Origin of the sequence: Cryobacterium algoritolerans (assembly GCF_004402785.1) — a bacterium.
Taxonomy (GTDB): Bacteria; Actinomycetota; Actinomycetes; order Actinomycetales; family Microbacteriaceae; genus Cryobacterium; species Cryobacterium algoritolerans.
Window position 1 is genome coordinate 31,625 of sequence record NZ_SOFP01000075.1, and the last position, 26,800, is coordinate 58,424.

At 65.0% G+C, this 26,800-nt stretch carries 22 protein-coding genes; 5 read left to right on the top strand and 17 right to left on the bottom strand.

Going from position 1 to position 26,800, the window contains the following annotated elements; all coding sequences use genetic code 11:
- Window positions 1–91: 91 nt before the first annotated feature.
- On the top strand, window positions 92–1,078 hold the full coding sequence (locus E3O19_RS15400) for an NAD(P)/FAD-dependent oxidoreductase (RefSeq protein ID WP_134569060.1): 987 nt from the start codon (window positions 92–94) through the stop codon (window positions 1,076–1,078).
- Between the two features lie 157 nt (window positions 1,079–1,235).
- Here the strand turns inward: E3O19_RS15400 and E3O19_RS15405 are convergent, their stop codons facing one another.
- The 6 genes from E3O19_RS15405 to E3O19_RS15430 form a co-directional block, all read right to left on the bottom strand.
- Window positions 1,236–1,700, bottom strand: coding sequence for a hypothetical protein (locus E3O19_RS15405; RefSeq protein WP_134569062.1), 465 nt, complete (start codon window positions 1,698–1,700; stop codon window positions 1,236–1,238).
- A gap of 1,024 nt (window positions 1,701–2,724) precedes the next feature.
- On the bottom strand, window positions 2,725–3,084 hold the full coding sequence (locus E3O19_RS17885; RefSeq protein WP_166804595.1) for a nucleotidyltransferase domain-containing protein: 360 nt from the start codon (window positions 3,082–3,084) through the stop codon (window positions 2,725–2,727).
- A 1,146-nt stretch (window positions 3,085–4,230) separates the two neighbouring features.
- Complete coding sequence (locus E3O19_RS15415; protein WP_134569066.1) at window positions 4,231–5,319, bottom strand: IS110 family RNA-guided transposase; 1,089 nt, start codon at window positions 5,317–5,319, stop codon at window positions 4,231–4,233.
- A 316-nt stretch (window positions 5,320–5,635) separates the two neighbouring features.
- On the bottom strand, window positions 5,636–7,006 hold the full coding sequence (locus tag E3O19_RS15420) for an NAD-dependent succinate-semialdehyde dehydrogenase (RefSeq protein WP_134569068.1): 1,371 nt from the start codon (window positions 7,004–7,006) through the stop codon (window positions 5,636–5,638).
- A 329-nt stretch (window positions 7,007–7,335) separates the two neighbouring features.
- Window positions 7,336–8,832, bottom strand: a complete 1,497-nt coding sequence (locus tag E3O19_RS15425; RefSeq protein WP_134569070.1) for an MFS transporter — start codon at window positions 8,830–8,832, stop codon at window positions 7,336–7,338.
- Between the two features lie 121 nt (window positions 8,833–8,953).
- Window positions 8,954–9,262, bottom strand: coding sequence for a hypothetical protein (locus E3O19_RS15430; RefSeq protein ID WP_134569072.1), 309 nt, complete (start codon window positions 9,260–9,262; stop codon window positions 8,954–8,956).
- 255 nt (window positions 9,263–9,517) lie between these two features.
- Here E3O19_RS15430 and E3O19_RS15435 point away from each other — a divergent pair, with 255 nt between their 5' ends.
- Both E3O19_RS15435 and E3O19_RS15440 read left to right on the top strand, forming a co-directional pair.
- Entirely contained in the window at window positions 9,518–10,372 is an 855-nt protein-coding gene (locus E3O19_RS15435) for an HAD family hydrolase (protein WP_241981422.1), read from the top strand.
- Between the two features lie 121 nt (window positions 10,373–10,493).
- Window positions 10,494–12,881: an ATP-binding cassette domain-containing protein gene (locus tag E3O19_RS15440; RefSeq protein WP_134569074.1), complete on the top strand. Its 2,388-nt coding sequence runs from the start codon at window positions 10,494–10,496 to the stop codon at window positions 12,879–12,881.
- A 59-nt stretch (window positions 12,882–12,940) separates the two neighbouring features.
- Here E3O19_RS15440 and E3O19_RS15445 read toward each other — a convergent pair whose 3' ends face one another.
- The 4 genes from E3O19_RS15445 to E3O19_RS15460 form a co-directional block, all read right to left on the bottom strand.
- Window positions 12,941–14,272: an MFS transporter gene (locus tag E3O19_RS15445; RefSeq protein ID WP_134569076.1), complete on the bottom strand. Its 1,332-nt coding sequence runs from the start codon at window positions 14,270–14,272 to the stop codon at window positions 12,941–12,943.
- Window positions 14,265–15,722, bottom strand: coding sequence for an FGGY-family carbohydrate kinase (locus E3O19_RS15450; protein WP_134569078.1), 1,458 nt, complete (start codon window positions 15,720–15,722; stop codon window positions 14,265–14,267). The genes E3O19_RS15445 and E3O19_RS15450 overlap by 8 nt, the downstream gene beginning before the upstream one ends.
- A gap of 28 nt (window positions 15,723–15,750) precedes the next feature.
- Window positions 15,751–16,539, bottom strand: a complete 789-nt coding sequence (locus E3O19_RS15455) for an SDR family oxidoreductase (RefSeq protein ID WP_134569080.1) — start codon at window positions 16,537–16,539, stop codon at window positions 15,751–15,753.
- Window positions 16,540–16,639: 100 nt separating this feature from the next.
- Window positions 16,640–18,085 (bottom strand): FAD-binding oxidoreductase, encoded by a 1,446-nt coding sequence (locus tag E3O19_RS15460; RefSeq protein WP_134569082.1) that lies wholly within the window; start codon window positions 18,083–18,085, stop codon window positions 16,640–16,642.
- A gap of 278 nt (window positions 18,086–18,363) precedes the next feature.
- Here E3O19_RS15460 and E3O19_RS15465 point away from each other — a divergent pair, with 278 nt between their 5' ends.
- Together E3O19_RS15465 and E3O19_RS15470 are read left to right on the top strand one after the other, a co-directional pair.
- The gene (locus E3O19_RS15465) at window positions 18,364–18,939 is read left to right on the top strand and encodes a glycerol-3-phosphate responsive antiterminator (RefSeq protein WP_134569084.1); all 576 of its coding nucleotides are present in this window, start codon (window positions 18,364–18,366) and stop codon (window positions 18,937–18,939) included.
- Window positions 18,940–19,080: 141 nt separating this feature from the next.
- Entirely contained in the window at window positions 19,081–20,964 is a 1,884-nt protein-coding gene (locus E3O19_RS15470; protein ID WP_134569086.1) for an FAD-binding monooxygenase, read from the top strand.
- A gap of 32 nt (window positions 20,965–20,996) precedes the next feature.
- Here E3O19_RS15470 and E3O19_RS15475 read toward each other — a convergent pair whose 3' ends face one another.
- From E3O19_RS15475 to E3O19_RS15505, 7 genes are all read right to left on the bottom strand, one after another.
- Window positions 20,997–22,661, bottom strand: coding sequence for a GGDEF domain-containing protein (locus E3O19_RS15475; RefSeq protein WP_134569088.1), 1,665 nt, complete (start codon window positions 22,659–22,661; stop codon window positions 20,997–20,999).
- 200 nt (window positions 22,662–22,861) lie between these two features.
- Window positions 22,862–23,269, bottom strand: a complete 408-nt coding sequence (locus tag E3O19_RS15480; RefSeq protein WP_134569090.1) for a DUF6855 family protein — start codon at window positions 23,267–23,269, stop codon at window positions 22,862–22,864.
- A gap of 123 nt (window positions 23,270–23,392) precedes the next feature.
- Entirely contained in the window at window positions 23,393–23,566 is a 174-nt protein-coding gene (locus tag E3O19_RS15485) for a hypothetical protein (RefSeq protein WP_166804596.1), read from the bottom strand.
- Between the two features lie 10 nt (window positions 23,567–23,576).
- Complete coding sequence (locus tag E3O19_RS15490; RefSeq protein ID WP_134569094.1) at window positions 23,577–23,858, bottom strand: hypothetical protein; 282 nt, start codon at window positions 23,856–23,858, stop codon at window positions 23,577–23,579.
- A 644-nt stretch (window positions 23,859–24,502) separates the two neighbouring features.
- Entirely contained in the window at window positions 24,503–24,925 is a 423-nt protein-coding gene (gene arfB / locus E3O19_RS15495) for an alternative ribosome rescue aminoacyl-tRNA hydrolase ArfB (protein ID WP_134569096.1), read from the bottom strand.
- Window positions 24,926–25,056: 131 nt separating this feature from the next.
- Complete coding sequence (locus tag E3O19_RS15500) at window positions 25,057–25,995, bottom strand: pseudouridine synthase (protein ID WP_134569098.1); 939 nt, start codon at window positions 25,993–25,995, stop codon at window positions 25,057–25,059.
- Between the two features lie 53 nt (window positions 25,996–26,048).
- Window positions 26,049–26,732 (bottom strand): histidine phosphatase family protein, encoded by a 684-nt coding sequence (locus tag E3O19_RS15505; protein WP_166804597.1) that lies wholly within the window; start codon window positions 26,730–26,732, stop codon window positions 26,049–26,051.
- Between the last annotated feature and the right edge of the window lie 68 nt (window positions 26,733–26,800).

The following is a 26,800-nucleotide window of genomic DNA, read 5'->3' on the forward strand; positions in this document are numbered from 1 at the left end:
CCCCGATCTACCGGCGCAAGAAGATCGATTTCCGCCAGGCCAGGGCGGTCGCCCTGCGCCCGGAGGGTGACGCCGACAACGCCCGGGGGCCGTGGACGTGGTCTACACCGACCCGACGCGAGCCTCGCCGACCGAACGCATCCGTTACGACTACTTGATCAACGCCACCGGCCCCAAGCTGAACTTCGCCGCAACCCCCGGGCTCGGTCCGGATTCCGGCCACACCGTCTCGGTCTGCACGCCCAACCATGCCGTTGAAGCAGCCAGGCACCTGGCCAACGAGCACGAGCTGGGCGATTTCGGCGGCGGCGGAATGACCTTCAGCCAGGCCGGCCGCCGGATCACGAGCGAAGCCTGGATGGAATCGCTCTTCCGCAAAAGGAAGATTAAGGCGATCACCCAGGCCGCGGTGACCGAGATCGAACCCAGACTGATCCACTACCGGCACAACAGCGGACTGGCCGAACACCTACCAGAACCCGAGCTACCCCAACGTGTTCGGTATCGGGATCGCGTTCACCGACATGATCCTGAACGTTGCGACCGAACCGACCCACACCGCGTCGATGGGCGAAATGGCGGCCGCCTGCATCGCCTCTACGGGCAAGGGAATGCGCTCCGGCACCGCGGCGGCCATGTCGATGTCGCCGATCGTGTCCGGCCTCCCGCCACCCGGACACGGCAGGGCGGTATCCGGGTGCAGGCGGGCCGAGCGGCCCGCGACTGCGCCCTGGGCACGCTACAGATACCGGGCGGTCAGGCGCTCCACGGCGTCCACACCGCCGGCGAGGTATCCGGCCCAACTAACGCCTGCGCGACCGGGCCCCTCACCCTGGGACCTCCAGCGATCGCGGATGTCGAGCAGCATCCCACGGGCAGCCGCGTCACCATCGGGGGCGGGTGGGAGGCGACGGATGGCCCGGCGCACCTCGGCCAGGACCGCGGCCTCTCCCTCGTAGTACTTCGCCGCTGGAACCGCGCCGGGTCCCCGGGACAACGAGCACAGCGACTGTCCGCCGGTGGCGGCGGCCAGGCGCTCGAGCGCTTCGTTCTGGCGAGCCGCAATGCCCGCGGCTAGCGCCCCGAGGCCACCGCCCTCGCCGGAGGCTAGTTGCAGGTGCAACGCTGCGCGGGCGGGACATCGGCCATGACGCTGGCGACGTGTTCGCCACATCCGGCCCAGGTGATCTTGCCGCAACGGTTACAACGGACTGCACTGCACATGGGTCGCTCCTTCATTCGTCCGACGGAAATATCAGGATACCCCCCAGGGTATAAAAAGTACAGCTCAGGAGATGCCTCGGAATGAGTCCACGACGAACGTGAGGGGGTGGCTTGTGAATTCGTCGAATATCCGACGCTAAGGTTCTGTGGCTGTGAATCGCATCGGTAGATGGCGTGGTTTTCGCAGCGTTGATTGGCGCGACCGGTGTCCGGTTGACCGACAACGCCTCACCCCGAGCGGTGCCGGCAGGTTTGGGCCACAGCACCACAGAATCGGGAGCGTCCCGCACCAACAACCCCGTGAACCGCTCGCCGATCGCACCGGCCGAGACGGCGAAAGCGCGCAACCAACCGCGGACCGTTGAGGCAGGCCTGCCGCAGCCCGCGGCGATCTTCCGGTGGCCCCACCCCAGCACGGTCTTCGCCTCGACGGCTGCCGCGATCACTTCGGCCGCATCGGCCCGGCGGGCGGCCAACCGAACCTCCAAAAGCGCATCCGTGCCCCGGCAGGCCGTGCACCGGGACCGGCGCGGCCGGAGCCTGCGGCCCGCCCAATCTGTGCCGAGGCCGTCGCGGATGACGCGGTCCCTGGCCCACCCCCAGGGGCGCAACCGACCACCACAATCTAGGCAGACCACGCGCCCGGCCAGGAGGTTCAACTCGACAACAACAGGATCATGACTTGCCGTGAGCATCAGCGCGGCCTTTACGCGTCAGAATGGCCCGGCGTGATCCGCAAAGATCGCACGCCGGGCCATTCGTCTATCCGGACATCGTCAGCCTGACGCCGCCGACGGCCGGAAACCAAATCCGAGCGCGCTAAAACCCATCGTCACCGTGGACGACGCCTACATCGTCACTCCGGGAGACGTACAACAGCCAGATTGGCTCGCACAGGCGCTCGGAGTGTTACGGGGCGTCGCTGTTGATGGCCGATCGGGTTTCAGGAATGGAGAAGATGGCATGGTATCCACCAACGTCGACGCCGCCACAAGGTCCTCGAACGTTCCGCATAGGGTTCGATATCGGGCGCTGACCCTGGTCTTGACGCTGAGAAGTCAAGGGTCGTATAAGAATCCTCGGGAGGTGCCTGCAGTTAGGAGGCGAGGGCGGCTTCCATCTCGTCTACCAACCGGCTTGCGTATTCTAGGTGCTCGCTCGCCCTGGCCTCGGTGATGTGGCTCGCCCCATGGGAGGTGAGGGTCTTAGCTTCCAAGAGTCGACCCAAGTCCCGTGCCGCGGTTCTCTTTTCAGGGAGCGCTTGGGTTCGGAGGCCGATGGCCTGTTTGTGATCCTGACCGCTGGACCGGTATCCGAGTTTGGATCCGCAAATAGCATCGGCCGCGGCGATGCCGGCGTTGACGGCATTCAGCCCAGTCGTAGTGTTCGACGCCATCGGTCCCCCAGGCTCGAATCGAGCTTGAGCAGTGAGGAGAGAATCGCGGGCATGTTCGGCACGGATTCGCACCTCCGCCGCCGTCATCTGTTTGAGCCGCGCGTTCACAGCGCCTTTCTCATTCCCAGGGCGCTGTTTCCGTAGACAACGATCCCCTCCGACGCCCAGCTATCGACGATCGGGTCTCCGTCTTCCTTCTGCCTGGTCAGGGCCGATTCGGTTAGGTCATAGATCTGGGCATCATTGCCGGTCCACAGCTGCACGTTGTCCCGGAGCCCGGTGACGAATTCGTCCCGGTCATCGAGTGCGACCTCGTCGGGAAAGACGACGAGCAGGTCGACGTCGCTCGTCCTGGTGGAATCACCTCGTGCCACGGAGCCGTAGAGGGCAACCGTGACGCCCTCAGGTGCGCTCGCATCTGCGAGTGCTGCTACGCGCCTGTTTAATTCCTGGCGTGCGTTCATCGCGATCTCAACAGCAGGCCAGAGGACGTGCGACCGGTTGGCAGAAAACATAGTTGCATGGGGCGCTGGGACCGAAATGACCAGACCAATGTCGACGAGCCGGAGAAGAGACAATCGGACGTTAGCCGGTGTTCCAGTCTCCGCCAGACGGGCGATCTGTCGACCAGTGAGCTCTGAACCGGCCCTGGCAACGACGCGCAAGGCGACAGCGTCGAGGCCATTCATGAACGAGGCGAGTGGAGCAGATAAATCCAAGAACAGCTCCCCTCAATGTTTGTATTGCTCTTCGATTCGGCTTCCGGGCGCGATCTGGAGATCCGGGGCCGAAACTGGCGTTCATGAAATCAATCGAGTTCTGCCGACTCGGACGTTTCGTCCCCCTGCGGACAGGTGTGTAGGGAAAGCATCACTGACGGGGAGACGCACATGGATGACGAAGATCTGTTCGGCCGGTTGGCGAATTCAGCACCTACGGTCGCACCGCGAGGCGATCGGCTTCGTGCGGCCATCGATGAGGTCGTCACAAAAAGCCGACCCCACCGCCGCCCCAGAAAGCGACTGTTCGTTGCGGGAGTCCTCGGCGGTGACCCGATCGCCATTCTGGTCCTGCCCGTCGTGAACGCCGCAACCAACTGCTGGCGGGGAGACTCGTGCAGTTGCTCAAGACCCTCTTCGATCGCCTCGGGCCTGGGTCTGGGTCGCCGGGTCCGTTTCGCCGTCGGAGAATTCCCGGAGTGGACGCCGGGATCGGCTTCGCCGCGGCCTGCATCGTTGCCGCTGATATGTAGGGGTTTTGTCAAGGGGGCATGTTTGAGCGGCGCCCGGGATGATTGGTAGTCGTGTTCTGACGGGGACGCGGGCCTAGTTTCCCGCTTCCCCGTCAGAACACGAGAGGCTGAGTCTCGGGTGCTGCGGGAGGCTGGTCGCCGGGGACCGGAGTGGTCGAGTTTGTCTGTTCGACACACGGTCAGACTGATATACGCGGGTTGGATACCGCAGGGCGAAGTGTTCGGCAGGAGTGAAGCCGCAGGTCTAGAAATCGGGCGTCGCCCGACCGACTGGTCAGGTTGCTCATAGCGGCAAAGCGGGTCACTCCATCGTGTTCGTCGTCACTTCGGTCCGGGGCGATCAGCGGTCTGAGGGGACTTATCCGTCCATGACGGCGAGGGACCAGCACCAGCCGGCGAGTTCCCGGGCGACGCCGACGTTCGCGATGGCGGGCCACTTCGTCCTCGCGGTGAACGAGACCCATTGGTGATGCAACCGCTCGTTGCCGGCCTGACCGCGGAGCCGCGCCGGGGCGGGTGCTTCCTCCCACCAGGCCTGCAGCACGGACCGAGCCGACGGCAAGTAGTCGCGACGGTGCTGCCAAGCGGCCTCAACGAGGAGCCGGCGCGCATGCGAGTTGCCGGTCTTGGTGATCCCGCCGAGTTGCCGGGATTGGCCTGAGGAGTACTCGGACGGCACCAGGCCAAGGAACGCGCCGATTGTGTTGCCGGTGAAGCGCTGCCAGTCCGTGATCTCCACCGCGAGGGCGAACCCGGTCAACGCCGAGATGCCCCGCAGGCAGCCGAGCCGGTTCACCATCGGAGTGAATGGTGAATCCGCGGCCATCGCGGTGATCGCCTCACCGAGACGGTCGCGCCGGTCGAGAGTCTGGATCACGGCTTCGTAGTTCGCATCGAACGCGGTCGTGAACGCGAGGTCACCGGTCCGGTGGGAACTCAGCCAAAGGTCGTGTTTCTGCGTCCACGCGGCCCCATCGTCATAGACGAACCCGTGCCGGAGCAACAGTTTCGAGAGTCGGTGCCGGGCACTCATCAGGTCTTGTCGGGTATCCTCCCGGGAGCGGACGAGATCACGGGCGGTTTCTTCCTCGACCGAGGGAACTTTCACCGCCGTTATCTCATCCAGATGTATCAACCGCATCAGATGGAACGCGTCCCGGGCATCGGTCTTGACCCGGTCACCGCTGGGACGCTGCAACTTCGACGGCGCCGCCACCACACACTCCGTGCCAGCGGCGAGCAGCAGGCGGTAGAGACCGAACCCGGTCGGGCCGGCCTCATACGTTGCGATCTGCGGACCCGGCAACAACCGGGTCCACACGACGACCTCGGCCAGGTCATACCCGAATCGATGCCGGGTGACTTCGCCGGTATCGACGTCCAACGCGCTGCCGACGATAGTTCGTGCGTGCACATCCAGACCAACGAAACTACGATATTGAGTCAACTGGGGCCTCCAAAATTCAGCTGTGGACAGGCCAACCCTCCAAGGTCGGTAACCCACGTATATCTGAACGGAGACCCCAGCCTCAAGAGCCGGACACCCTCATATCGTCTAGCGTCAGCCGCGTGTACCTCCGCAACCACTGGGCAACGGATGCGCTGGCATCCGTCTCGCTGTCCCTGCTGATCCTGGGCTGTGTGGTCGCCTTTGACACCGGGCGCGCGTCGCCTGGCCCGGAAACGGCTGACCCCTCAGTTGAGCCGGGCGCTGTCCAGCCGACGGGCCCGGCAGACCAAGACGCGGTTGCCGGGCCCGAACGTCACTTGAGGATGCGGATGAGCTTCTTGTTGGCGAATTCCGCGATGCCGAAGCGCCCCAGTTCTCGGCCGAACCCGGACCGTTTGACTCCACCGAAGGGAAGCTCCGGGCTGTCCAGGAGCGACCCGTTGATGAAGACCATGCCGGCGTCGATCAGGTCGGCCACCCGCAGGGCCTGCTCCGGGTCCGTCGTGAACAGGTAGGACCCGAGGCCGTAGGGGATGTCGTTGGCCACCTCCACCGCCTCCGCCTCGTTCTGCACGCGGTAGATCGCGGCGACAGGGCCAAAGAACTCCTCCCGGTAGGCGTCGCTCTGCGCGGAGACGCCGGTGAGAACCGTGGGCGAGAAGAAGGCGCCCGTGCGGCTCCCCCTGGCGTGAACGGTTGCACCCTGGGCCTCGGCGCGCTGGAGTTGCTCCTCCAGGGCCTCGGCGGCGCCGAGGGAGGAGAGCGGGCCCAGCGTGGTCTCGGGCGACGTGGGGTCGGCCGGAACGTTGCCGGTGATCTTCGCCGTGAAGCTCTCCACGAAGGCGTCGTACAGGTCGTCGATCACGATGAATCGCTTGGCGGCGTTGCAGGACTGGCCCGAGTTGTCCAGGCGCGCGGCGACGGCCGCGTCGACGGCCTCCTCGAGGTTGTCGGCGCTCAGCACGATGAACGGGTCGGATCCACCCAGTTCGAGCACCACCTTCTTGAGGTTGCGGCCAGCGACCTCGGCGACGGCCGCGCCTGCGCCCTCCGAACCGGTCAGGGAAACACCACAGACGCGGGGATCCGCGAGGATGTCGGCGATCTGCGCGTTGGACGCGTAAAGATTGCGATACGCGCCCGCCGGGAAGCCGGCATCCGCGAAAATCTCCTCGATGGCGGCGGCGGATTCGGGGCACTGCGAGGCGTGCTTGAGCAGGATCGTGTTGCCGAGCACCAGGTTCGGACCGGCGAAGCGGGCAACCTGATAGTACGGGAAGTTCCACGGCATGACGCCGAGAAGCACCCCCAGGGAGGCGTTGCGGATGAACGCCGAGCCCTCGCCGCCGAGGAGCTCGATCGGTTCATCTGCGAGGAACGCCTCACCGTGGGTGGCGTAGTACGAGTAGATGTCCGCCGAGAAATCAACCTCGCCGAGAGCCTGCTCGACTGGCTTGCCCATTTCGCGCACGATGAGTTCGGCCAGGTGCTCCCGGCGCTCGGTGTGCAGGTCCGCGACCCGCTGCATGAGGGCCGCGCGCTCGCCAACCGACGTGCCGCGGGAGAACTCGCTGTGGGCACGATCCGCAGCCTCAATGGCGGCGATCACCTCAGCATCGGTTGCGAGGGTGAAGCTCGATTCGCTGGCTCCGGTAGCCGGGTTCGTGACTGCGTATTTGTTCATTGTCTCTCCAGGTGTCGTCGTTAACGCCAATCGAAAAATGCAACCATCCTGCCGGGGCAGGGCCACTCGCGTGTGGTTACAGTCTGCCGTAGTCAGGGCGGGCCCGGTGCGGGATGCGGTTTCGAAGCGCCGAGCAGACGCTGCTCATCAGCGGCGTCTTCCCGTCCGTGAACGGGATGAACAACGCAGACCCGTCCTCGGGGAGGTGAGGGTCCAATGCGCCAGCACCTCCCATGGGCCGACCGCGCCGCGGTGGCGCCGTTTACACCCTGGCCGTCAACCTCCTGGCCGTCAACCTCCTGGCCGACCGCGCCTGACACGGCCCCCGGTCAGGCCGGGCGGTGCCACCCTCGGCCGGGCCGCCCGCCGACGGATGCCGGACTGTTCTTGAAATCTGACTCGGCCAGCGCCTCGGTATCCGCTTTGTGCGTCTGCACATCGGCAACGCTGGGCAGGAGGAAGGTTCCCATCGCCGCCAGGCTGAGCGCGACGAGCGGCACCCACAGCCCGCCGAGGAAGGCGAGCCGCAGGTTCTGCGCTGTGTAGGCGGTTCCCGCGATCCCGAAGAAGATGACCCCGACCACCGCGATACCGATCGCGGAACCGACCTGCTGGAAGGTTCCGAACACCCCGGATGCCGCACCCGCGTTGGCGACGGAGGTCTTGGCGAGCGCGACATCGGTCAGCGGCACGACCAGCAGTGCGAGGCCGAACCCGGCCAGGGCCATGGGCAGGATCATGTCGGAGCCGCTCAGCGCATCGGCCTGCCCGGTCACGATCGCGGCGATCCAGGAGAGGCCGGCGATCTGGGCCAACGCGCCGCCGAGGATGAGGGTGCGGCCGAGCCTCGGGCTGAGGGGCACGGCTAGCCCGCTGCCCGCCAGCGCGCCGATGCTGAAGGGCAGGGTCGCCAGGGCTGCGTCGATCGCGGAATATCGGAGTCCGATCTGCAGGTAGAGCACGAGGATGAGGAAGAAACCACCGATCGAGGCGCCGAAGGAGAAGTTGGTGAACACGCCGGCCGAGTAGCCGCGGCTCGAGAAGAGCGAGAGCGGCACGAGGGCCGATCCTCCGCGTTTGCCGAGGGAGCGCTGGTAGAGAACGAAGACGACCAGCACGACGGGAGCGGCGGCCAGCATGAGCCAGATCCACACGGGCCAGCCTTCCTGACGACCTTCGATCAGGGCGAAGACCGCGAGAAAGAGCGCGGCGGAGACGAGAACGACCCCGGGCACGTCCAGGCGAACCCGTTCGGTCGAACGCGACTCGGGAATCACGACGGCCGCCGCGATGAACAGCAGCACCCCCACCGGGAGGTTGATCAGGAACACCGTGCGCCAGCCCAGGTCGAAGGCATTGTGGGTGACCAGGATGCCGCCGAGGAGCGGCCCGGCCACCGCTGCGAGCCCGGAAATGCCCCCGAGGGCCCCGAACACGCCAGCGCGCTCTTTCGGCGCGAACAGCACCTGGATGATCGACAGTACCTGCGGGGTCATCAGGGCCGCGAACAGGCCCTGGACCAGACGCGACCCGACGAGCGTGTCGCCGCTGGAGGCCGCTGCGCAGGACGCCGAGGCCAGGGTGAAGCCCGCGACACCGACCAGGAACATCCGTTTGCGCCCGAGGATGTCGCCGAGCCGCCCGCCGGTGATCAGAACAACCGCGAAGGCGAGGACGTACCCCGACACGATCCACTCCAGCTGGGCGGGCGTGGCGTCCAGATCCGCCTGGATGGACGGCAGGGCGACGTTGACGATCGTCGTGTCCAACAGGTCCATGAACGCGGCGAACAACAGCACGACAACGGCGATTCCACGGGCCCGCATAGGAACTCCCTCGGTGCGTCGACACGTGACCCTGACCGGGCGAACACCGTGCATGCTCGTATGTCTCGCACAGACTACAGTGGCAACCCGACCGGGAGGGACCCCCAGGTGCCGGGCCAGTTCAGGCGTCGAGGTAGGAGGCCAGATTGGCGGGAATCCCCAGCACCAACGCGTAGGCGTCGTGCGAAAGCAGGAGACCCCTCGGATGCCGGGACACCTGCCAGCCGTGCAGGTCGAGGCCGCGCGTGAGAGTCTCAAGCCACGCTTCCTCACGCTCCGTGGCATTGCGCGGTTCGCGGTCCGCGCCCAGGATCACGCGGTACGCCACCTCATCGACCGAGAGGCCGGACAGCTCCTCGAGGCGATGGTCTAGATCGAGGGCGACGGGAGCGAGGTACAGATCGGCCAGGTCGTGCGGACGTGCGCTCACAACCGCCTCCTTCAGTTGACCCCAACATAGCCGTGCCTTCTCCCGAACGAAAGCAACTCCAAGTCAAGGCGGGCCGACCGGCGGCGATCCGCCGCGCGGAGGACCTCGGCCTGCTCTAGCTCCGACCGGCCTGCTCGAACGCGGGCCTGGACCGGGACTCTCTCGGTCAAGGGTGACATCATCAATGAGGACAGCGCCGTCGCCCCGAAGCATCTCCACGTTCCACTGCACGGACATCGACAGGAAAGCCGCCGCGTGACCCACCCAACAGAACCAGCCGACATCCGCCTCATCGTCTCGGACATGGACGGCACCCTCCTCGACGACAACGGCCGCGTTCCCGACGCATTCTGGCCCCTCCTCGACGAACTCGCGCAGGCCGGAGTCATGTTCGTTCCCGCAAGCGGTCGCCAGTATCAGACCCTCCACGAGGTCTTCGGCGAGCACGAAGGCCTGGTCTACATCGCGGAGAACGGAGCAAACGTGGTGAAGGACGGCGCCAGCATCGTTCAGGAACCCGTTGATCCATCGATCATCTTGCCCATCGTGGACTGGGTGCGCACCACCGCGGCCGCCGGTGCAGACCTGGGCATCATCGTCTGCGGCGTCCGCTCCGCCTACATCGAGCGCTCCGATCCCGACTTCGTCAGCCACGTTTCCCGCTACTACGCTGCGCTCGAAGTCGTCGCGGATGTCCACGCCGCCGCCCTCGATGACGTGGTCCTCAAACTCGCGATCTACGACGTCGGCTCGGCCGAGACACGAACCGGGCCGGCGCTGCGCGGGCTCAACCTCGCTGCGGACGTTGTGGTCTCGGGCGAGAACTATGTCGACGTGATGAGCCGGGGAGCGAACAAGGGCCGGGCGCTGGTGCGGCTCCAGCAGCAGCTGGGGATCAGCAGGGCGCAGACGATGGCCTTCGGCGACTATCTCAACGACGCCGAGATGCTCGATGCGGCCGAGCATTCCTACGCGGTCGCCAACGCGCACCCGAGCATCCGGGCGCGCGCCCGGAATATCGCCCCATCGAACTCGGAGGCGGGCGTGATCAGCAGCATCCTTGCCGCTTTGCCGCACCTGCAGGACGGGCGGGTGACGAGCCTCCCCTAGCCGGCCGAGCTCCAAACCACCAGTCGTAGGCTCGAAGCTGGTTAGATCGAGCCAGAGGATGCCGACGCGCACCAAGAAGTCGGCCCGGTGCTACACGCCCAGCGCTACAGATGGAGACACGATGAGCATCGCCACCCGGACGGACACGCAGTCGCCTGGACACGTTGCCGACAGCCACGATCGGATTCGCGTGCGGGGCGCGCGCGAGAACAACCTCAAGAACATCAACGTCGAGATCCCGAAGCGCCGGCTGACTGTGTTCACCGGCGTCTCCGGCTCCGGCAAGAGTTCGCTGGTGTTCAGCACGATCGCAGCGGAATCGCAGCGGATGATCAACGAGACTTACAGTGCCTTCGTGCAAGGCTTCATGCCGACGCTGGCGCGGCCCGACGTCGATGTGCTCGACGGGCTGAGCACGGCGATCATCGTCGACCAGGAGCGGATGGGCGCCAACCCCCGGTCCACCGTCGGCACCGTCACCGACGCCAACGCCATGCTGCGGATCGTCTTCAGCCAGCTCGGGCAGCCGCACATCGGCTCGCCGAAGGCCTACTCGTTCAACGTCGCCTCGATCAGCGGAGCGGGCGCCGTCTCGATCGAGCGCGGCGGGCAGACCGTCAAGGAGCGGCGCAGCTTCAGCATCACCGGCGGTATGTGCCCGCGCTGCGAGGGCATGGGCAACGTGACCGACCTGGACCTCGCCCAGCTCTACGACGACAGCAAATCCCTGGGCGGCGGGGCCCTCACCATCCCCGGTTACAGCATGGACGGCTGGTTCGGCCGCATCTTCAGCGGCTCGGGCTTCTTCGATCCGGACAAGCCGATCCGCGAATTCACCAAGACCGAGCTTCACAACCTGCTTTACAAGGAACCGACCAAGATCAAGGTCGACAACATCAACCTCACCTACGAGGGTCTGATCCCGAAGATCCAGAAGTCGATGCTCTCCAAGGCCAGAGAGGCGATGCAGCCGCACATCCGGGCCTTCGTTGACCGGGCCGTCACCTTCACCACCTGCCCCGACTGCGGCGGAACCCGGCTGAGCGAGGGCGCCCGTTCCTCCACGGTCCAGGGCATCAGCATCGCCGATGCCTGCGCCATGCAGATCAGCGACCTGGCCCAGTGGGTGCGAGGCCTCGCCGAGCCATCCGTGGCACCGTTACTCGAAGCCCTGCGGGGAAACCTCGAGTCGTTCGTGGAGATTGGCCTCGGCTACCTGTCCCTGGACCGGCCCACCGGCACGCTGTCCGGCGGTGAGGCGCAGAGAGTGAAGATGATCCGCCACCTCGGTTCCTCCCTCACCGACGTCACCTATGTGTTCGACGAGCCCACCATCGGGCTGCACCCCCATGACATCCAGCGGATGAACGGCCTGCTGCTCCGGCTGCGGGACAAGGGCAACACGGTGCTCGTCGTCGAGCACAAGCCGGAGACGATCACGATCGCCGATCACGTCGTCGACCTCGGCCCCGGCGCCGGTGCAGCCGGGGGCGAGGTCTGCTTCGAGGGCACGGTCGAGGGGCTGCGCACCAGCGGCACCCTCACCGGCCGCCACTTCGACGACCGGGCCGTCCTCAAGCAGACGGTGCGGCTGCCCACCGGCTCGCTGGAGATCCGGGGCGCGACGGCGCACAACCTGCAAAACGTCGACGTCGACGTGCCGCTCGGGGTGCTCGTCGTCGTCACGGGTGTCGCAGGCTCGGGCAAGAGCTCGCTCGTGCACGGGTCGATCCCCGCCGGCGACAATGTGGTCTCGATCGACCAGGGCGCGATCCGCGGCTCCAGGCGGAGCAACCCGGCGACCTACACCGGGCTGCTCGACCCGATCCGCAAGGCGTTCGCGAAGGCCAACGGGGTGAAGCCGGCACTGTTCAGCGCCAATTCCGAGGGTGCCTGCCCCGCCTGCAACGGCGCCGGCGTCATCTACACCGACCTGGCGATGATGGCCGGCGTCGCCACCACCTGCGAGGAATGCGACGGGAAGCGGTTCCTGAGCTCCGTGTTGGAATACCACCTCGGCGACCGCAACATCAGCGAGGTGCTCGGGATGTCAGTGACCGAGGCCGGGGAGTTCTTCGGCGCCGGTGAGGCGCGCACGCCGGCCGCGCACGCCATTCTCGCCCGGCTCGCGGCCGTGGGACTCGGGTATCTCAGCCTCGGCCAGCCTCTCCCCACACTGTCGGGCGGCGAGCGCCAGCGACTTAAGCTGGCCACCCACCTGGCCGAGAAGGGCGGCGTCTACGTGCTCGACGAGCCGACGGCCGGCCTGCACCTCGCCGACGTCGAACGCCTGCTCGGCCTGCTCGACCGGCTCGTAGACTCCGGCAAGTCGGTGGTCGTCGTCGAACACCACCAGGCGGTCATGGCGCACGCCGACTGGATCATCGACCTCGGTCCCGGCGCCGGGCACGACGGCGGCCGGATCGTCTTCGAGGGTTCCCCCGCCGCCCTCGTCGCCGAGCGTTCCACCCTCACCGGCCAGCACCTCGCGGCCTACGTCGGCGGTTGACCGACGGGAACCACCGCTCCAAGCCTTACGGAGTGCGATATGAGGCGCGTGGCCGGTCCCTAGATGCCAACCGGGCTGGCGGAAACGGAGGAGTTCCTTGCGTCTGCTTGTCCGGCCTCGGCGATTGCGCGTTTCTTCACCAGAACCGCGAAGTATCCCGCTGCAACCGCACCGACCAAGCCGATGCCGGCCGTGATGAGGAAGTAGAGGTTATTGGCGCCGGCTACGTCGTCGCCGTAGGCGGTGTATATCGCGGCGCTGATCTGAGGCAGGACGATGTCGGGAAGGTACCCGACGAGCGAGATGAGCCCGATCGCGATGCCCGTCGCCGCCACAGGAACACGGCAGTCTTCCAGCAGCGACCAGTAGACACCGCGGATGACGTAGACGAACAGGCCGACAAGGACGACCAGTACGTAGACCAGACCGATGGCAATACCACCCGGCATGAGCGCCAACCCGATCAGCCCGACGGCCGCGGCCAGCATGGCGGCCGACAACACCCGAGACTTTCCGAGCTTGTCGGCGAGGTATCCACCACCGAATCCACCGATGGGCCGCATCCACATCACGACGACGGTGACGACTCCGGCGGCAACCGGGGTAACCGAGTGGTTCGTCGTAAGGTATCCGGAGAAGTAGTAGTACGCCCAGAAGAGGGTGTACCCGCAGAACAGTGCGAACATCAAGACCCACACTTCACGGATCTTGAGGATGCGGCGAACGGCGGCGAACGTCGACTCGACCGGCTCGGCGTGGGTCTCCTCGGCTTTCATCTTCTCGTCGCTGGAAAGCACGAAGAAGAGCATAACGGCGAGCACGATGAGCACAGCGCAGTACATGTACACGACCGCCTGGAATCCTGCCGTGGTGTCGGTGATGTTCGACCCGCCGTTGCCGACAAACGCAGCGAAGATCCCGACCGCCACGGTGGCCAGGGCCGCCTCAACCACTCCGCGCCCGCCATCGAGGGCGCCGAAGAATCTGCCTTCCTCGTTTTTCTCGGCGAGCAGGTTGACTGCCTTCAGGAGCGCACTCCAGAAGGTGAAGACGGAGGCGAAGCCCCAGACGAGGAAGACGTAGACCAAAGTAGCCTTGTCCGGGATCTGGGCGTAGAACAATCCCGTGACCGCTGTGAGCGCCAAGGAAAAGGTGATCATGTACTTCGTCGGGAACTTGTCGGCCAGCCATCCGCTGGGGAGGTAGCCGATGACGAAGATGATGCCGAGCATCGAGTACAGATTTGCCAACTCGGCGTTCGACATGTCGAAGACCTGCAGAATTGTCGCCTCAAAGTTCTGACGCAGGTACACCAACGGGTAGATGGAACCTCCCGCCAGAATCAGCAGGACGAGTTGGAAGATCTTCTTTGAGTGGCCGGTCTTAGACATGTGCGATTGCCCCTTTGCGATCGAGAAGGATACCGTGCGTGCGTTGGAGGATGACGTCGGTCTGCGCCGTGATGTCGACGGAGACCGCGCGGAGTTGGGTGTAAAGGTCGATGTTTTCGACGTTCGGCTCGAAGGCGTCCTCGCGATGTACCATCCTGCTGGAGGCGTCATCGAAGGTCGGGTACACGCCGCAAGCCACGGCGACGCAGATGGCTGCGCCGAGGCCGGCGGCGTTGCGCACCTTGTTGCGCACCACAGGAATGCCGAAGACATCGGCGAAGATCTGCATGCACAGGTCGCTGTAGGAACCGCCGCCGGAGACGACGAGCGTTTCGATGCTGATGTCGCGCTCCTCCTCCATGTTCACCATGTTCTGCTTCATGGTGAAGGCGATGCCTTCAAGGATCGCGCGGTACATGTGGGCGTAGCCGTGGCGCTCATCGAAGCCGAGGAACATCCCCTTCTTGTACGGCTTGGTGGGCGGCGCGAGCCAGTCGAGGACGCACAGCAGGCCGTCACTGCCCGCAGGAACGTCAGACGCGACAGCGTTGAGGAAGTCGTCTCCGGTCATCCCGGCGGCGGCTGCTCCGTCAGTGATTTCCCGCCCGAGCAGGTTGCGGAGCCAGGAAACGGTCCACATTCCGCGACGGATGCCGCCACACTCGTAGATGTACCGGTGCGGTTCTGACGCGAAATTCGAGAAATAGGACTTCGGCTCGGCAACGAATTCCTTTCCGACGATCATGCCCGCGATGTAGGTTCCGAGCGATACGAGACCCGTCGTTTCGTCGCGGAGGCCCGCCCCGAGTGCTTCGGCGGCCTTGTCGTTTGCGGTGTGCACCACGGGAAGGCCCTGTGGGATTCCGGTGCTGGCCGCAAAGTCTTCGTTCACGTAGCCGCCGACATCGCCCGGCATCTGCAGCCGATACAACATGCTTCGGCCGACGTTGTACGAGTCGAAAGTCTCCTGGTCGCTGAACCAGTCCCACGTGCCGACATCCATCGGCCATGGACCGATGTAGTTGGCGACGGTGTCGGTGAGCTCGCCCGTGATCCGTCCCATCAGGTAGCCCGATGTCGTTGTCACGTAGACGACGTCGTCGTTAGTCTGCTCGTAGGGTCTGGAGAGGCGTTCGTCCATCCAGCTCTGCACTGGCTCGACGAGAGTGCCGTCCGCGCGGGTGAGGGCGCGGCAACACCGGATGCTGCACAGGCCCACGCCGATGATGTCTGCCGGATCGCCCTGGAATGCCTGCATTGCGCGCGACGCGGCGGCAACGATGGAGTCGTAGAGGTCGTCGTCTGGATGCTCGACAACGCCCGGTTCGGGTGTGTAGAGCGGCTTCAGGGCCTGGCTGGCCTCGCACACGACTCGTCCTTCGGTATCGAAGATGACAACCTTCGAACTCTGCGAGCCACCGTCGATCCCAAGAATGTACTTCTTCGTCATTGTGAGATTCATATTGATTTGCCGGCGCCTAGCGCACCAGGTATCCCCCGTCGACGCTGAGGATGTGCCCGTTCACGTAGTCGGAAGCGCGGCTCGCGAGGAACACCGTCGCCCCCATCAGGTCCTGCGTCTGGCCCCAACGGTTGGCCGGGATATGGTCGAGGACGCGCTGGTTGGTGTCGGCGTTCGCCCGGGTTGCGGACGTGAGTTCGGTGGCGTAGTAGCCCGGGGCGATTCCATTCACCTGGATTCCGAACTGCGCCAGCTCGTCGCAGTACGCTTTGGTGAATCCGGCGATGCCGTGTTTGGTGGCGGCGTACGCGGGTGACCACTGGCCACCGAGGAAGGTGAACACCGAGCAGATGTTGATGATCTTGCCACTGCCCTGCGGGATCATGTGCTTGGCGCATTCGTGTGACATCTCGAAGGCCGCGGTGAGGTTGAGAGCGACCATCGGGTCCCACTGCTTGCGCGTGTACTTTGTGACATCCGGCTCGTTGATGCTGCGGCCGGCGCAGTTCACGAGGATGTCGATGCTGCCGAATTCCCGGACGCAGGCTTCAACAACTTTTTTCGGGTTTCCCTCCGCTGTGATGTCGGCCATGAGATAGGCGTATTTTGAGCCTGTCGCCTCGACCATCACCTCGGTTTTTCCGTCGTCGGGCATGATACTGACCGCGAACACGTTCGCACCTGCTTTCGCCAGGGCGAGCGTGAACGCCTGCCCGAGCCCGGTGTTGCCGCCGGTGACGATGGCGGTCTTGCCCTTGATTGAGAAGAAGTCCATCTGGAAGTCCGAGATGTTGACGTCAGTCATGCGTTTTCTCTGTTTCTTTTTCTGTGGGGTTGTGCGCGGTTGCGCTAGCGGGCACACAGTCTTTGTATACCTGCTCGCGAAGCCGCGCCGGAATGGGTGGCTACTTCTTGAGCGGGAAGATGGTTCCGCGGTTCATGATTCCGTTCGGGTCGAAAGCGGCCTTGAGGGTTTCGAGCATGTACAGCGACGAGCCATATTCCTCGGCCAGGAAGTGCGTGCGGTGCTTTCCGACGCCGTGGTGGTGGCACATCGACCCGCCCAGCTTGAGGGTTTCCTCGACGATGATGTTCTGGATCGGGTCGTGGTAGGTGGAGCGTTCCTCGGTGGGATCAACGTCGATCTTGTAGTAGTAGACGAAGTACATATTGGTTCCGTTGAGGTAGCTGTGGCTGGAGTGGCCACCGAGCAGGCTGAACTCCGCCGAGATCTCATTCCGGATGCGAGCAAGCGCGTTCGTATAAATGTCGTGGATGACGCTCCAATTGCCTGAGATCTCGGTGGTGAAGCCGTTGATCAGGGTTTCGCGAATCTCAACTCGTTCTTCCTCGATCTTCGAGACATCCCAGTTGAGGTTGTCGAACCAGTCCTCAATGAGTTTGTCCTCCACTCGATCGGCCGAGCCGAAAGTGGAAACGATCTCTTCGATCGCGGCTCCCGTTGCGTCAGCGATCGGCTTGGGTCCTTCGGCCACAAAGATGAGTACACAGCGGCCATCGGAGAAGTGCCTGAAGTGGTAGAGGCCATCTTCTTTGTCGTAGAGGCGTGCAACGGACGGTCGGTAGCCCTGGGTGATGACCTCCCGGAGAATCTCCAGGCCGGTCTTCATGTCGTTCAAGAGATAGCCGTAGAACTTGTTGTTCTCGGGGTAGTAGCGGAAGATCTTTACGGTCACTTCGGTGATGAAGTTGAGGGCACCCTCATTACCGATCACAAGGTGGCGGATGTCTGGTCCGGCCGCGCGCCGTGGCACGTTTTTGATGCGGCAGATTTCGCCGTTCGGGAAGACCGTTTCGACGCCGACGAGCATGTCTTCGATGCCACCGTAGAGAGTGGAGAACTGGCCGATGGAGCGGGTTGCGACCAGCCCGCCGTATTGCGCCAGGGGCTTGGACTGCGGCGAGTGTCCGGTGGTGTAGCCGATCTCGCGAAGCTCATTTTCGAGGTCCTCGAGGCAGACGCCGCACTGCACGGTAGCCAGCATATTGGCGATGTCAATGTTGAGAATCTGATTCATGCCCGATCCGTCAACGACGATCGAGTCTTCGACAACCGTTTCGAGGCCACCCTCGGTTGCAGAGCCACCGGTTTTCGGCACGACGTTGATGCCGTTCTCGTTCGCGAATTTCAGCACCCGTGCCACCTCCTGCGGGGTGCCGGGCTTCACGACGGCCGCGGGCAGCGGCAATGCGTAGATGCCGAAGATGTTCTCGACCTTGTAGTACCGATCAGCGCTGTTGTCCTTCAACGTCTGCTCGTCGGTGATCACCCGCTCACTACCGAGGATCTCCACATAGGCACTAACAATCTGTTCACGGGTAAGGCGCATTATTCGACTGATTCCGTTCGTTCTAGGTTGTCTTGTTTTCCGGTGTTGGGCATGCGATCCACCTCTTCGTGGATTAACGACAAAAAAGAGAACAGCGATCCCCTCACAAAGGGGGTCGCTGTTCTCTAAGTTTTAAGCAACAGTCCCGGGCCGAGCCCGGAACAAGTATGAAGTTGTACGTTGTTTCGAACACTAACACGCCCGCTCGTCTCCTGAACACCCAGGTCTCGAATGGAGCCAGTGAAACCGCTCCAGAATCGCCGGGTAGAGTTCAGCGCATGGCTGACGAATCGTCCCCGACCAGCGACGTCATGTCGCTTCACCCCGTAATAGCGAGTATCAAGGATGACGACGGGTTGAGGGCGGTCTTGGGTGCACCCTGCCCCGTTGTTTTCGTTCTTTTCGGATCGGTGATGACGATTCAGGGCATCGTGGCGACCCTGAAACGGGCAGGAAAAATAGTCTTCGTGGATGTCGATCTGCTTGATGGCTTCTCCAGCAAACCAATTACAGTCGATTTCCTGAAGGCACACACACAGGCCGACGGAGTCCTAAGTTCAAAATCCATCATGGTGCGGGCGGCAAAGTCAGCTGGCCTGATGGCCGTTCATCGACTGTTCCTCGTCGATTCGTTCAGCTACAGCAACGTATCCAAGCAGGTAAAGATTTCGGAACCGGACGCCATCATGATCCTGCCGGGATGCATGCCCCGGGTCATCTCCTGGGTCCGAGACGACACCGACCTCCCGCTGATCGCCGGAGGATTGGTCTGTGACAAGGAAGATGTGATGGCCGCCCTAAGTGCAGGCGCCAGCGCAATCGCCTCATCGAATCGCGATGTGTGGCTGATGTAGCAGACGAAACTGCGACCCACCACTTCACGAACAAATGATATATGATTCAAAAAGCGATAATCGAACTGCGCGTTCCATTATCGAATCCACAGTGACGTCCGATTCGCCCACGATTCACCCACACAGAGAAGTGAGGAACCCGTGCAGTTTCACCACCACGGATACGTGTCCACAGACCCGCGCATCCAGGACGCCGCCGGCGTCGGCATCGACCGCCCCGACGAACTCCCCGAGAACGTCGACGTGCTCATCGTCGGCACCGGCCCCGCCGGGATGATCACCGCAGCCCAGCTCTCACAGTTCCCCGGCATCACGACTCGCATCGTCGAGCGCCGCGGCGAACGCCTGGCGATCGGCCAGGCCGACGGAATCCAGGCCCGAAGCGTCGAGACGTTCCAGGCCTTCGGCTTTGCGGAGCGCATCATCGCGGAGGCCTACCGGATCACCGAGATGGCCTTCTGGAAGCCGGACCCCGCCGATCCGACGCGCATCATCCGCACCGCTCGCGCGGTGGACGACCCCACCGGCATCAGCGAGTTCCCACACCTCATCGTCAACCAGGCGCGCGTGCTGGACTACTTCGCCGAGTTCATGGCCAACGCGCCCACGCGAATGAAGGCGGACTTCGGCTTCGATTTCCGCAGCCTGGAGAGCACCGACCAGGGCGAATTCCCCGTCACCGTGACACTCGTGCACACGACCGGGGAACGGGCGGGCCAGGAACGCATCGTCCACGCCAAGTACGTGGTCGGCGCCGACGGGGCGCGGAGCGCCGTGCGCGAGTCGATCGGCTGCACGCTGGCCGGAGACCAGGCATTCCACGCCTGGGGAGTCATGGACGTTCTCGCGGTCACCGACTTCCCGGACATCCGCACGAAGTGCGCCATCCAGTCCGGCTCGGGCGGGAACATCCTGCACATCCCCCGGGAGGGCGGCTACCTGTTCCGCATGTACGTCGACCTTGGCGAGGTGGCGCCCGACGACAATGGGGCCGTGCGCAAGACGACGATCGAGGAGATCATCGCGAAGGCGAACGAAATCCTGCACCCCTACACGCTGGACGTGAAAAACGTGGCCTGGCACAGCGTGTACGAGGTGGCCCATCGCCTGACCGACCGATTCGACGACGTTCCCCCCCACGAGATCGGCACCCGCACTCCGCGTGTCTTCATCACCGGTGACGCCTGCCACACGCACAGCGCGAAGGCGGGCCAGGGCATGAACGTGTCGATGCAGGACGGCTTCAACCTCGGCTGGAAGCTCGCGTATGTGCTCGACGGCCGCAGCCCCGAGACGCTGCTCGGCACCTACTCCGCCGAGCGCCAGGTTATCGCCAAGAACCTCATCGACTTCGACAAGGAGTGGTCGACCCTGATGGCGACGAAGCCGGAGGACCTCGACGTCCCGCTGGAGGACTTCTACACCCGCACTGCCGAGTTCCCGGCCGGATTCATGACCCAATACCCGCCGTCGATGCTGGTCGGCGAGGCAACCCACCAGAACCTCGCCACCGGGTTCCCCGTGGGTAAGCGTTTCATGTCCGCCCCGGTGGTTCGGGTCGCCGACGCCAACCCGGTGCAGCTGGGACACCACCACCGCGCCGACGGACGGTGGCGCGTGTACGCGTTTGCGGATGCCGCGGCATCCGGAGAGCCCTCGGCGCTCGCGGACTGGGCGCACTGGCTTCAGACCTCACCCGCTTCACCGCTTCGCGTGCACACTTCCGCAGGCAGCGACATCGACAGCATCTTCGACGTCAAGGTCGTCTACCAGCAGTCCCACGCGGGTGTGGACCTCGGCCGTGTCCCCGACGCATTCCTGCCGAAGACGGGCCCTTTCGAGCTGATCGACTACGAGAAGCTGTATGCCGCCGACCCAGACCACGACATCTTCGAACTCCGGGGGATCAACCGGGGCGGTGCCGTTGTGGTGGTGCGCCCGGACCAGTACGTGGCCAACGTGCTTCCTCTGACCGCGACCGTGGAGCTGGCCGCGTTCTTCCGGCAGATGCTGTCTGTTCGGTAGCCGCCCTGCCCACACCCGGTGTGGAAGTGCGGCTAGGCCGTGACGACGCGATCGCGACCGGCTCGCTTGGCCTCGTAGAGCGCGGCGTCGGCGGCGGCGATCGCGCCGCGGGTGGGGGCCGCGCGGCCTACACCGACCGAGACCGTGACCGTCAGCCTGGGAGCGACCTGCCCCCACGGGGCGTTGCGCACGGCCTCATGCAGTCGGGCTGCGACGCCGTTGGCCGCTGCCCCCTCGCCGAAGACGAGGATGACGAACTCGTCGCCGCCGTAGCGCACGGGAATGTCGTCGGACCGGCAGTGAGTGCGCAGGATGACGGCGATCCGCCGCAACACCTCGTCACCGACGGCGTGCGAGAAGCGATCGTTGACCTGCTTGAATTCGTCGACGTCGACGAACACGGCAGAGAGATCAGCCCCCGCGCGGTCGACCGTGCTGGTCATCATGTGTCGGTTGCCGAGACCCGTGAGCGGGTCGAGCAACGCTGCCTCGCCCATTCGGCTCGTCTCCGCGGTCAGCGCGCGCACCTGGTTGCGCGTCTGCAGCGCCGTGAATCGACCGTCGCGTTCGACCCACACCCGCTCGAGCGCCTCCCGTGCGAGACGCTTCCACAGGTCGATGGCCGGATGCTCGCCGTGTTCGGCCACATCGAGGTCGGCCAGGGACTCCACCGCGGCGGCCGCCCAGATTTCCCGCCTCGCGCGGTCGGCAGCCGCCAACGCCGCGCACAGCTGCCGGCGAGCCTCGGCGAAGTCACCGGACTCCGTCGCCGCCTGGCCGAGGACGAGGCGAGCGAGGTGAGTCTCGACAAGGTCCTCGCGGAGCCGGAACCGCTGGGTGGCGGCGTTGACCCGCGCCGCCGCAAGGGCCGTATAGCCGAGTCGGCTGAGCGCATAGGCCTCGATGACTTCCGCTCGAGCCGACATCTCGGGATCGTCCGCCAGCTCAGCAGTTCTTCGCATCCGCAGCGCCTGGTCGGCGCACCTGACCAGATGCGGCCCGGCCTCATCGGCGCGCCCCACAACGAGGAGCGTCGTACCCCAAAAGGCGCTCAGCAGCGCCCGCTCCTGAACCACCAGGAGATCGATGTTCCAATCCTCGCCGAGCCGGATCCCGCTCATCAGCTCGTCAGCCTGTTCGAAGAGGAACACCGCGCGCAGGGCCAGCGCGACCGCGGTGCTCGCCGAGAGATGGCTGTAGCTGCCGGGCGGCGCGATCGCGACGAGCCACGTCCCCTCGGCCAGCGCGTCCATCGCCCGGCTGACCTCCTTGACCTGGATGGAGGACTGGGCAAGAAGCGCAAGGGCCTTGGCACGCCACAACGGGTCCGGGTCATCATCCAGCTCGCTGAGTAGGTCCATGGCCACCGTCACACCCTCGTGGTCCCGGCCGAGCTCCTGCAGGGCGACGCCCTCGATGTAACACAGGAACCGGGTGGTGGCCCTGTCGCCGGCGCTTCTGGTCACCGGCGCCCAGGCGCGGCACGCGCGCACGGCACGGTCTGAGTATCCCGACAGGTAGAGCCGGTGGGCGCGATCGGCGAGGTAGTCGAAGGGCCCGAACTCGCTCATCCGCTCGAGCGTCGTGCCCGTGTCGTCGATGCCGGAGTCGTCCAGGCCGCCGAGATCCCGGGCGTCGGTGACCTCGTCATCCACAACCCCGGCATCCGCGCTGATCGCCTCACTGGGCCTGAGCATCACCGTGCGAGCACATCGTTCATCGAGACCCCCAAGGCAAAACCAGTTGGGTGGAATCTATCTCACCCGCGGCTGGATTGCGCCTCGCCATGCCGCAGCGATTCGCGGTGCCAGGACTCCCCCAGAGTGTACCCATCAGAGCAGTTCTGAACCACTGGATGCACGCTGTGAATCCAGTCATCCGCCACTCTGCTGCCGCCTCAAATAGCCCTCATCTGGTTGTTCCTGGGGGTGTGGGTGAGCTCGGCGAGACCGAGCGCCTCGAGCAGCGGCGGCAGGTACATGCCGAATCGACCACGGTACCCGTTGCGTGTCCCGTACCAGCCACCCACGGGGTTGCCCTCGGATCGGCCCCAGGCCTCGACCGTGCCATCCGTCACCGGCTTCTGCTCATCGGCCGCGCCAAGGGGCACCCATCTGCCCTGTTCGGCGAGCCAGGCGTGTAGGTCCTCGATCGATCGGGCGAGGTATGTCAAGGTGGTCGATCCCACCTGGCACACGAGCGACTCCGGGGCGGCAGTGTCGTCACGATACATCGTGAACGACGACGTGCCCGGTGGCGTGGTGAGCACCCACGGGTGTTCCTTGGTGCCGGTTCCAGTGGCCATCGTCCATCCCTTCGTTCTGGTGTCAGGCTACCCACGGGGCGACCCTGCGTCACCCCTGGACGCCCCGGATGAGAACGAATCAGCGATATCGACCGCGATCAGGATTGCACCGCGGAACGCTTGTTACCCGGCGGCGCCCCGGCGACCGGGTTCGGAGTCGAATCGCAGCGGTGACCCGAGTTTCAGGGCGGACTTGCTGGCCAGCCGGATCGGTGTCTGGGACGGGTCGATGGTCGGCAGCGGAATAAGGGAGTAGTCGCTGCCGGTGCGCACTATTCTCCAGCGCTCATTGTTCACCCTCAGGTCGTCAGGCGCGCAGAGCAGGATACCGTCGGCGAGATTGGTCAAGCCGCCGTCGACCGCCCAGCCATCGAGGTGGTGCGCTTCGCTCCAACACGGTCTCGGTGGGCGCCGGGTCGATGGCTCCCTCGATGAGACCACCGCCCAGGAGCACCAGACCCAGATGCGGCTTCGCAGTCCCGGCCTGAACTGTTGCGCCGGCCTGGGCTGCGGTGCCGGCCTGGACGACGATCTTGACGCTGGCGCGGGTGCGGCCGAAAATGGTGCCGAGTCCCATCAGGCTTGTCATACACCCGCAAGTACTGCCGGGCCCGCATCGCATCAGCACGAGACGCAATGCCCACCACATCGATCCTGTCCCGCGCCTGCCTGGCGGCGACGGGCGTCCTCGGCCACAGTGGCCAACGTGCCCGCCTCGATCAGGCGGCGAGCATCCGTTCGCGTGCCGGCAAGCCCACCACCCAGATGCTGCACGAACTCCTCAGAATTACAGAACCCTTGCCTCCTCGCCAGACCCTCCCCACCACGCTCCCAACCGGAACGACGATCAATATTCGCCGCCGACAAAGCAGCAACAATCGTCACCGAGCGAAGAAACACGGAAATAACGGTATGAGCACGCTCCGACTCCTCATCAGAGAGCCCCGCGAAAACACTCGCGGACACCGGCGACCGGGCCAAACACCCGGCCACTTCCTCGATAACAGCCTCAACGCTCGTCACACACAGAGTGCCACAAGCCACCGACATTAGAACAAAAATACGAACGACCAGAGAAATGTCGTCGGTAATATTTGCCCGACCACGGGACTACCGGCCGAACGAGGTCTCCTGGACGAGGCCGCCGTCACGGGCATGACTGCGGCAAACGCGATCTGTGCGCCGCGAATGAACTCAAGAGAGAGGATGAGAAATTGTGCCGTCCCTGATTCGCTACTCGGCGGGCGGGCGCCGGCGCTGCCGTTTGGTTGCCGACCGCTGTTGCTTTGCGGCGAGGTGACGCCGGCCAGAGCCTCGGGTGGGTTTGGTCGGGCGACGGGGCGGCGCGTCGGGAGCAAGACCCGCTGCCACGAGGTCGGCAAGCTTGGCCAGGGCGAGTTCGCGATTGCGAAGCTGGGAGCGCCGCTCGGAGGCGGTCACGGTGAACACCCCGCCGATGAGGCGCCGTCCGAGACGGGTGAGGAGCAGCATCCGCTGCTCGTCGGCGAGAACCGCCGACTCGGCGACGTTCCAGAAGAGCTCGACGCGGCTGTCCGAGGTGTTCACATGCTGACCACCCGGGCCGGACGACCGCGAGAATCGCCAGCCGAGTTCCGACGCGGGAATCGTGAGCGCGGGTGAGACCTCCAGATCCATGACCCCAGCGTGGCACGAACCGAGACCGGTTGATGCCTCTCATGCGACGAACGTGTCATCGGCTACCCTCTGCGGTCACGTCGGAGCGGCGGGAGATCACCTGGGATCCGTACCCTCCGAGGGGGCTGCCCTCAGGCGGGCGGGACGGAGATCTCACCCCGCAGTGGAAGCCTGCGCACGCTCTCGAATCGGCGCGGTCTCCCGTCCACGGGATCGGTGAACCGCACCTCGCTCGCCAGGAGTTGGAGGGGGCGGGCGAAATCGTCCAGCGCCACCTCCTCCACGACGGGGTACAGCGGGTCACCGAGGATCGGTATCCCGAGGCCGAGCATGTGCATCCGCAGTTGATGGGTTCGTCCGGTCTGCGGCGTCAGCCGATAGACGGCCGTGTCGTCGAGGACTTCGTCAATCTCTATCAGCGAGACGGCGTTGACCGGGGCATCGGCCACGACCTCGGCCTGCCACTGGCCGCGAGGTTTGATCAGGTGATTGCGGACGGTGACCGGGAAATCAAGTCTCGGCCGAAACGGGGCCAGGGCCCGGTAGGTCTTGCCGACCTCCCCGCGTTGGAACATCGACTGATACGCCCCACGCCAGCGCCGTTCCGTCGCCAGGAGGAGAATCCCCGAGGTCACGCGGTCCAGCCGGTGCAACGGCGAGAGCTCGGGCAGTCCCAACTCTGCGCGCAGACGCACGACCACACTCTGCAGCACGTGACGGCCGCGCGGGATCGTCGACAGGAAAGGCGGCTTGTCGACCACGACGATCCGCTCATCGTGGTGAATCACGGGGATCTGCCCGGGCACAACGGTCTCGTCCGGGCGATCGCGGTGAAACCAGACGAAGGTGCAGGGCAGGTAGGGGGCGCTGCCGACGACGGGGATGCCTGTCTCAGAGACGAAGCGTCCCCGGGCCAGGAATCCCGTCACGTCAACGAACTCGGACAACCGCTCGTGCAGCCAGGCCCCCATGGTCGGCCAGGGATCAGGCCGGGAGCGGTCAGGATCCGGAGTGCGCACCCACGCGGCGTCGAGCCCATGACGTTGCGGCAGGGGTGAACGCGGGGGCATCACCCGATCGTACGTCGCGGCGTGCGATGAGCCGCTATCGAACCGGCTGGTGCTCAGTGCACCTGGCCGCAGGAGAGGTCGACGCCGGCGGCGGCCCACTCCCCACCCTGCAAGGTCACGCTGACCACGCCGCAATTCGGGATGCTTGCGCCGAGCCGGTACTCGGGCACGATGCTCCGGAGCAGATTCCCGAGCACACTTCCATGGGTCACAACGAGCACGTCCCCCGCATCTTGTTGCGTTGCGCACTCTGCAGCGGCGATCACGATCTCGAGCGCGGCCGTGACGCGGGCGTTCACGTCGGCCCCGGTTTCGGCGCGGCCGATCGGGTCGAGACGGTTGATGCTGTCGATGACACCGTCGAAGCCGTGAGCGGTCAGCGCCGGCCAATCGGCCGGACCCGGGGCATATTGGCGGCCGTGCTCGGCGAATACCGGGGTCCAGAGATCGGCATTGGGCTGCCCCTCCCAGCTACCGAAGTGCCATTCGCGCAGCTCTTTCAGGGGCGTCGGGTCGAGGTGCGGATGCCCGGCGAGCGCCGCCGCCATCGTCGTGCGGGTGCGGGTGAGATCGCTCACGAAGGCCGCGGCGAGCGGCACGTCGCGCATCCGCTCGCCGAGTGCCGCCGCCTGGCGTTCTCCGCGTTCCGTCAGTGGCGAGTCGCACCAGCCCTGCAGCTGCCGGTTGACGTTGAAGAGGGTTTCCGCGTGCCGGACGAAGTGGATCTGCCCGCTCATGCTGCGTCGATGTCCGAGGCCCACAGTGCGGTCCTGTCGGCGGCGGGCCGCGCGAGCCGGCCGATCGC

Coding starts and splice junctions, on each gene's coding strand:
- E3O19_RS15490 (WP_134569094.1), bottom strand. CDS start 23,858: ATGACAAGCCTGATGGGACTCGGCACCATTTTCGGCCGCACCCGCGCC.
- arfB (WP_134569096.1), bottom strand. CDS start 24,925: ATGGATCTGGAGGTCTCACCCGCGCTCACGATTCCCGCGTCGGAACTC.
- E3O19_RS15475 (WP_134569088.1), bottom strand. CDS start 22,661: ATGCTCAGGCCCAGTGAGGCGATCAGCGCGGATGCCGGGGTTGTGGAT.
- E3O19_RS17885 (WP_166804595.1), bottom strand. CDS start 3,084: ATGAACGCACGCCAGGAATTAAACAGGCGCGTAGCAGCACTCGCAGAT.
- E3O19_RS15500 (WP_134569098.1), bottom strand. CDS start 25,995: ATGCCCCCGCGTTCACCCCTGCCGCAACGTCATGGGCTCGACGCCGCG.
- E3O19_RS15420 (WP_134569068.1), bottom strand. CDS start 7,006: ATGAACAAATACGCAGTCACGAACCCGGCTACCGGAGCCAGCGAATCG.
- E3O19_RS15440 (WP_134569074.1), top strand. CDS start 10,494: ATGAGCATCGCCACCCGGACGGACACGCAGTCGCCTGGACACGTTGCC.
- E3O19_RS15455 (WP_134569080.1), bottom strand. CDS start 16,539: ATGACTGACGTCAACATCTCGGACTTCCAGATGGACTTCTTCTCAATC.
- E3O19_RS15445 (WP_134569076.1), bottom strand. CDS start 14,272: ATGTCTAAGACCGGCCACTCAAAGAAGATCTTCCAACTCGTCCTGCTG.
- E3O19_RS15460 (WP_134569082.1), bottom strand. CDS start 18,085: ATGCGCCTTACCCGTGAACAGATTGTTAGTGCCTATGTGGAGATCCTC.
- E3O19_RS15465 (WP_134569084.1), top strand. CDS start 18,364: ATGGCTGACGAATCGTCCCCGACCAGCGACGTCATGTCGCTTCACCCC.
- E3O19_RS15480 (WP_134569090.1), bottom strand. CDS start 23,269: ATGGCCACTGGAACCGGCACCAAGGAACACCCGTGGGTGCTCACCACG.
- E3O19_RS15505 (WP_166804597.1), bottom strand. CDS start 26,732: ATGAGCGGGCAGATCCACTTCGTCCGGCACGCGGAAACCCTCTTCAAC.
- E3O19_RS15425 (WP_134569070.1), bottom strand. CDS start 8,832: ATGCGGGCCCGTGGAATCGCCGTTGTCGTGCTGTTGTTCGCCGCGTTC.
- E3O19_RS15450 (WP_134569078.1), bottom strand. CDS start 15,722: ATGACGAAGAAGTACATTCTTGGGATCGACGGTGGCTCGCAGAGTTCG.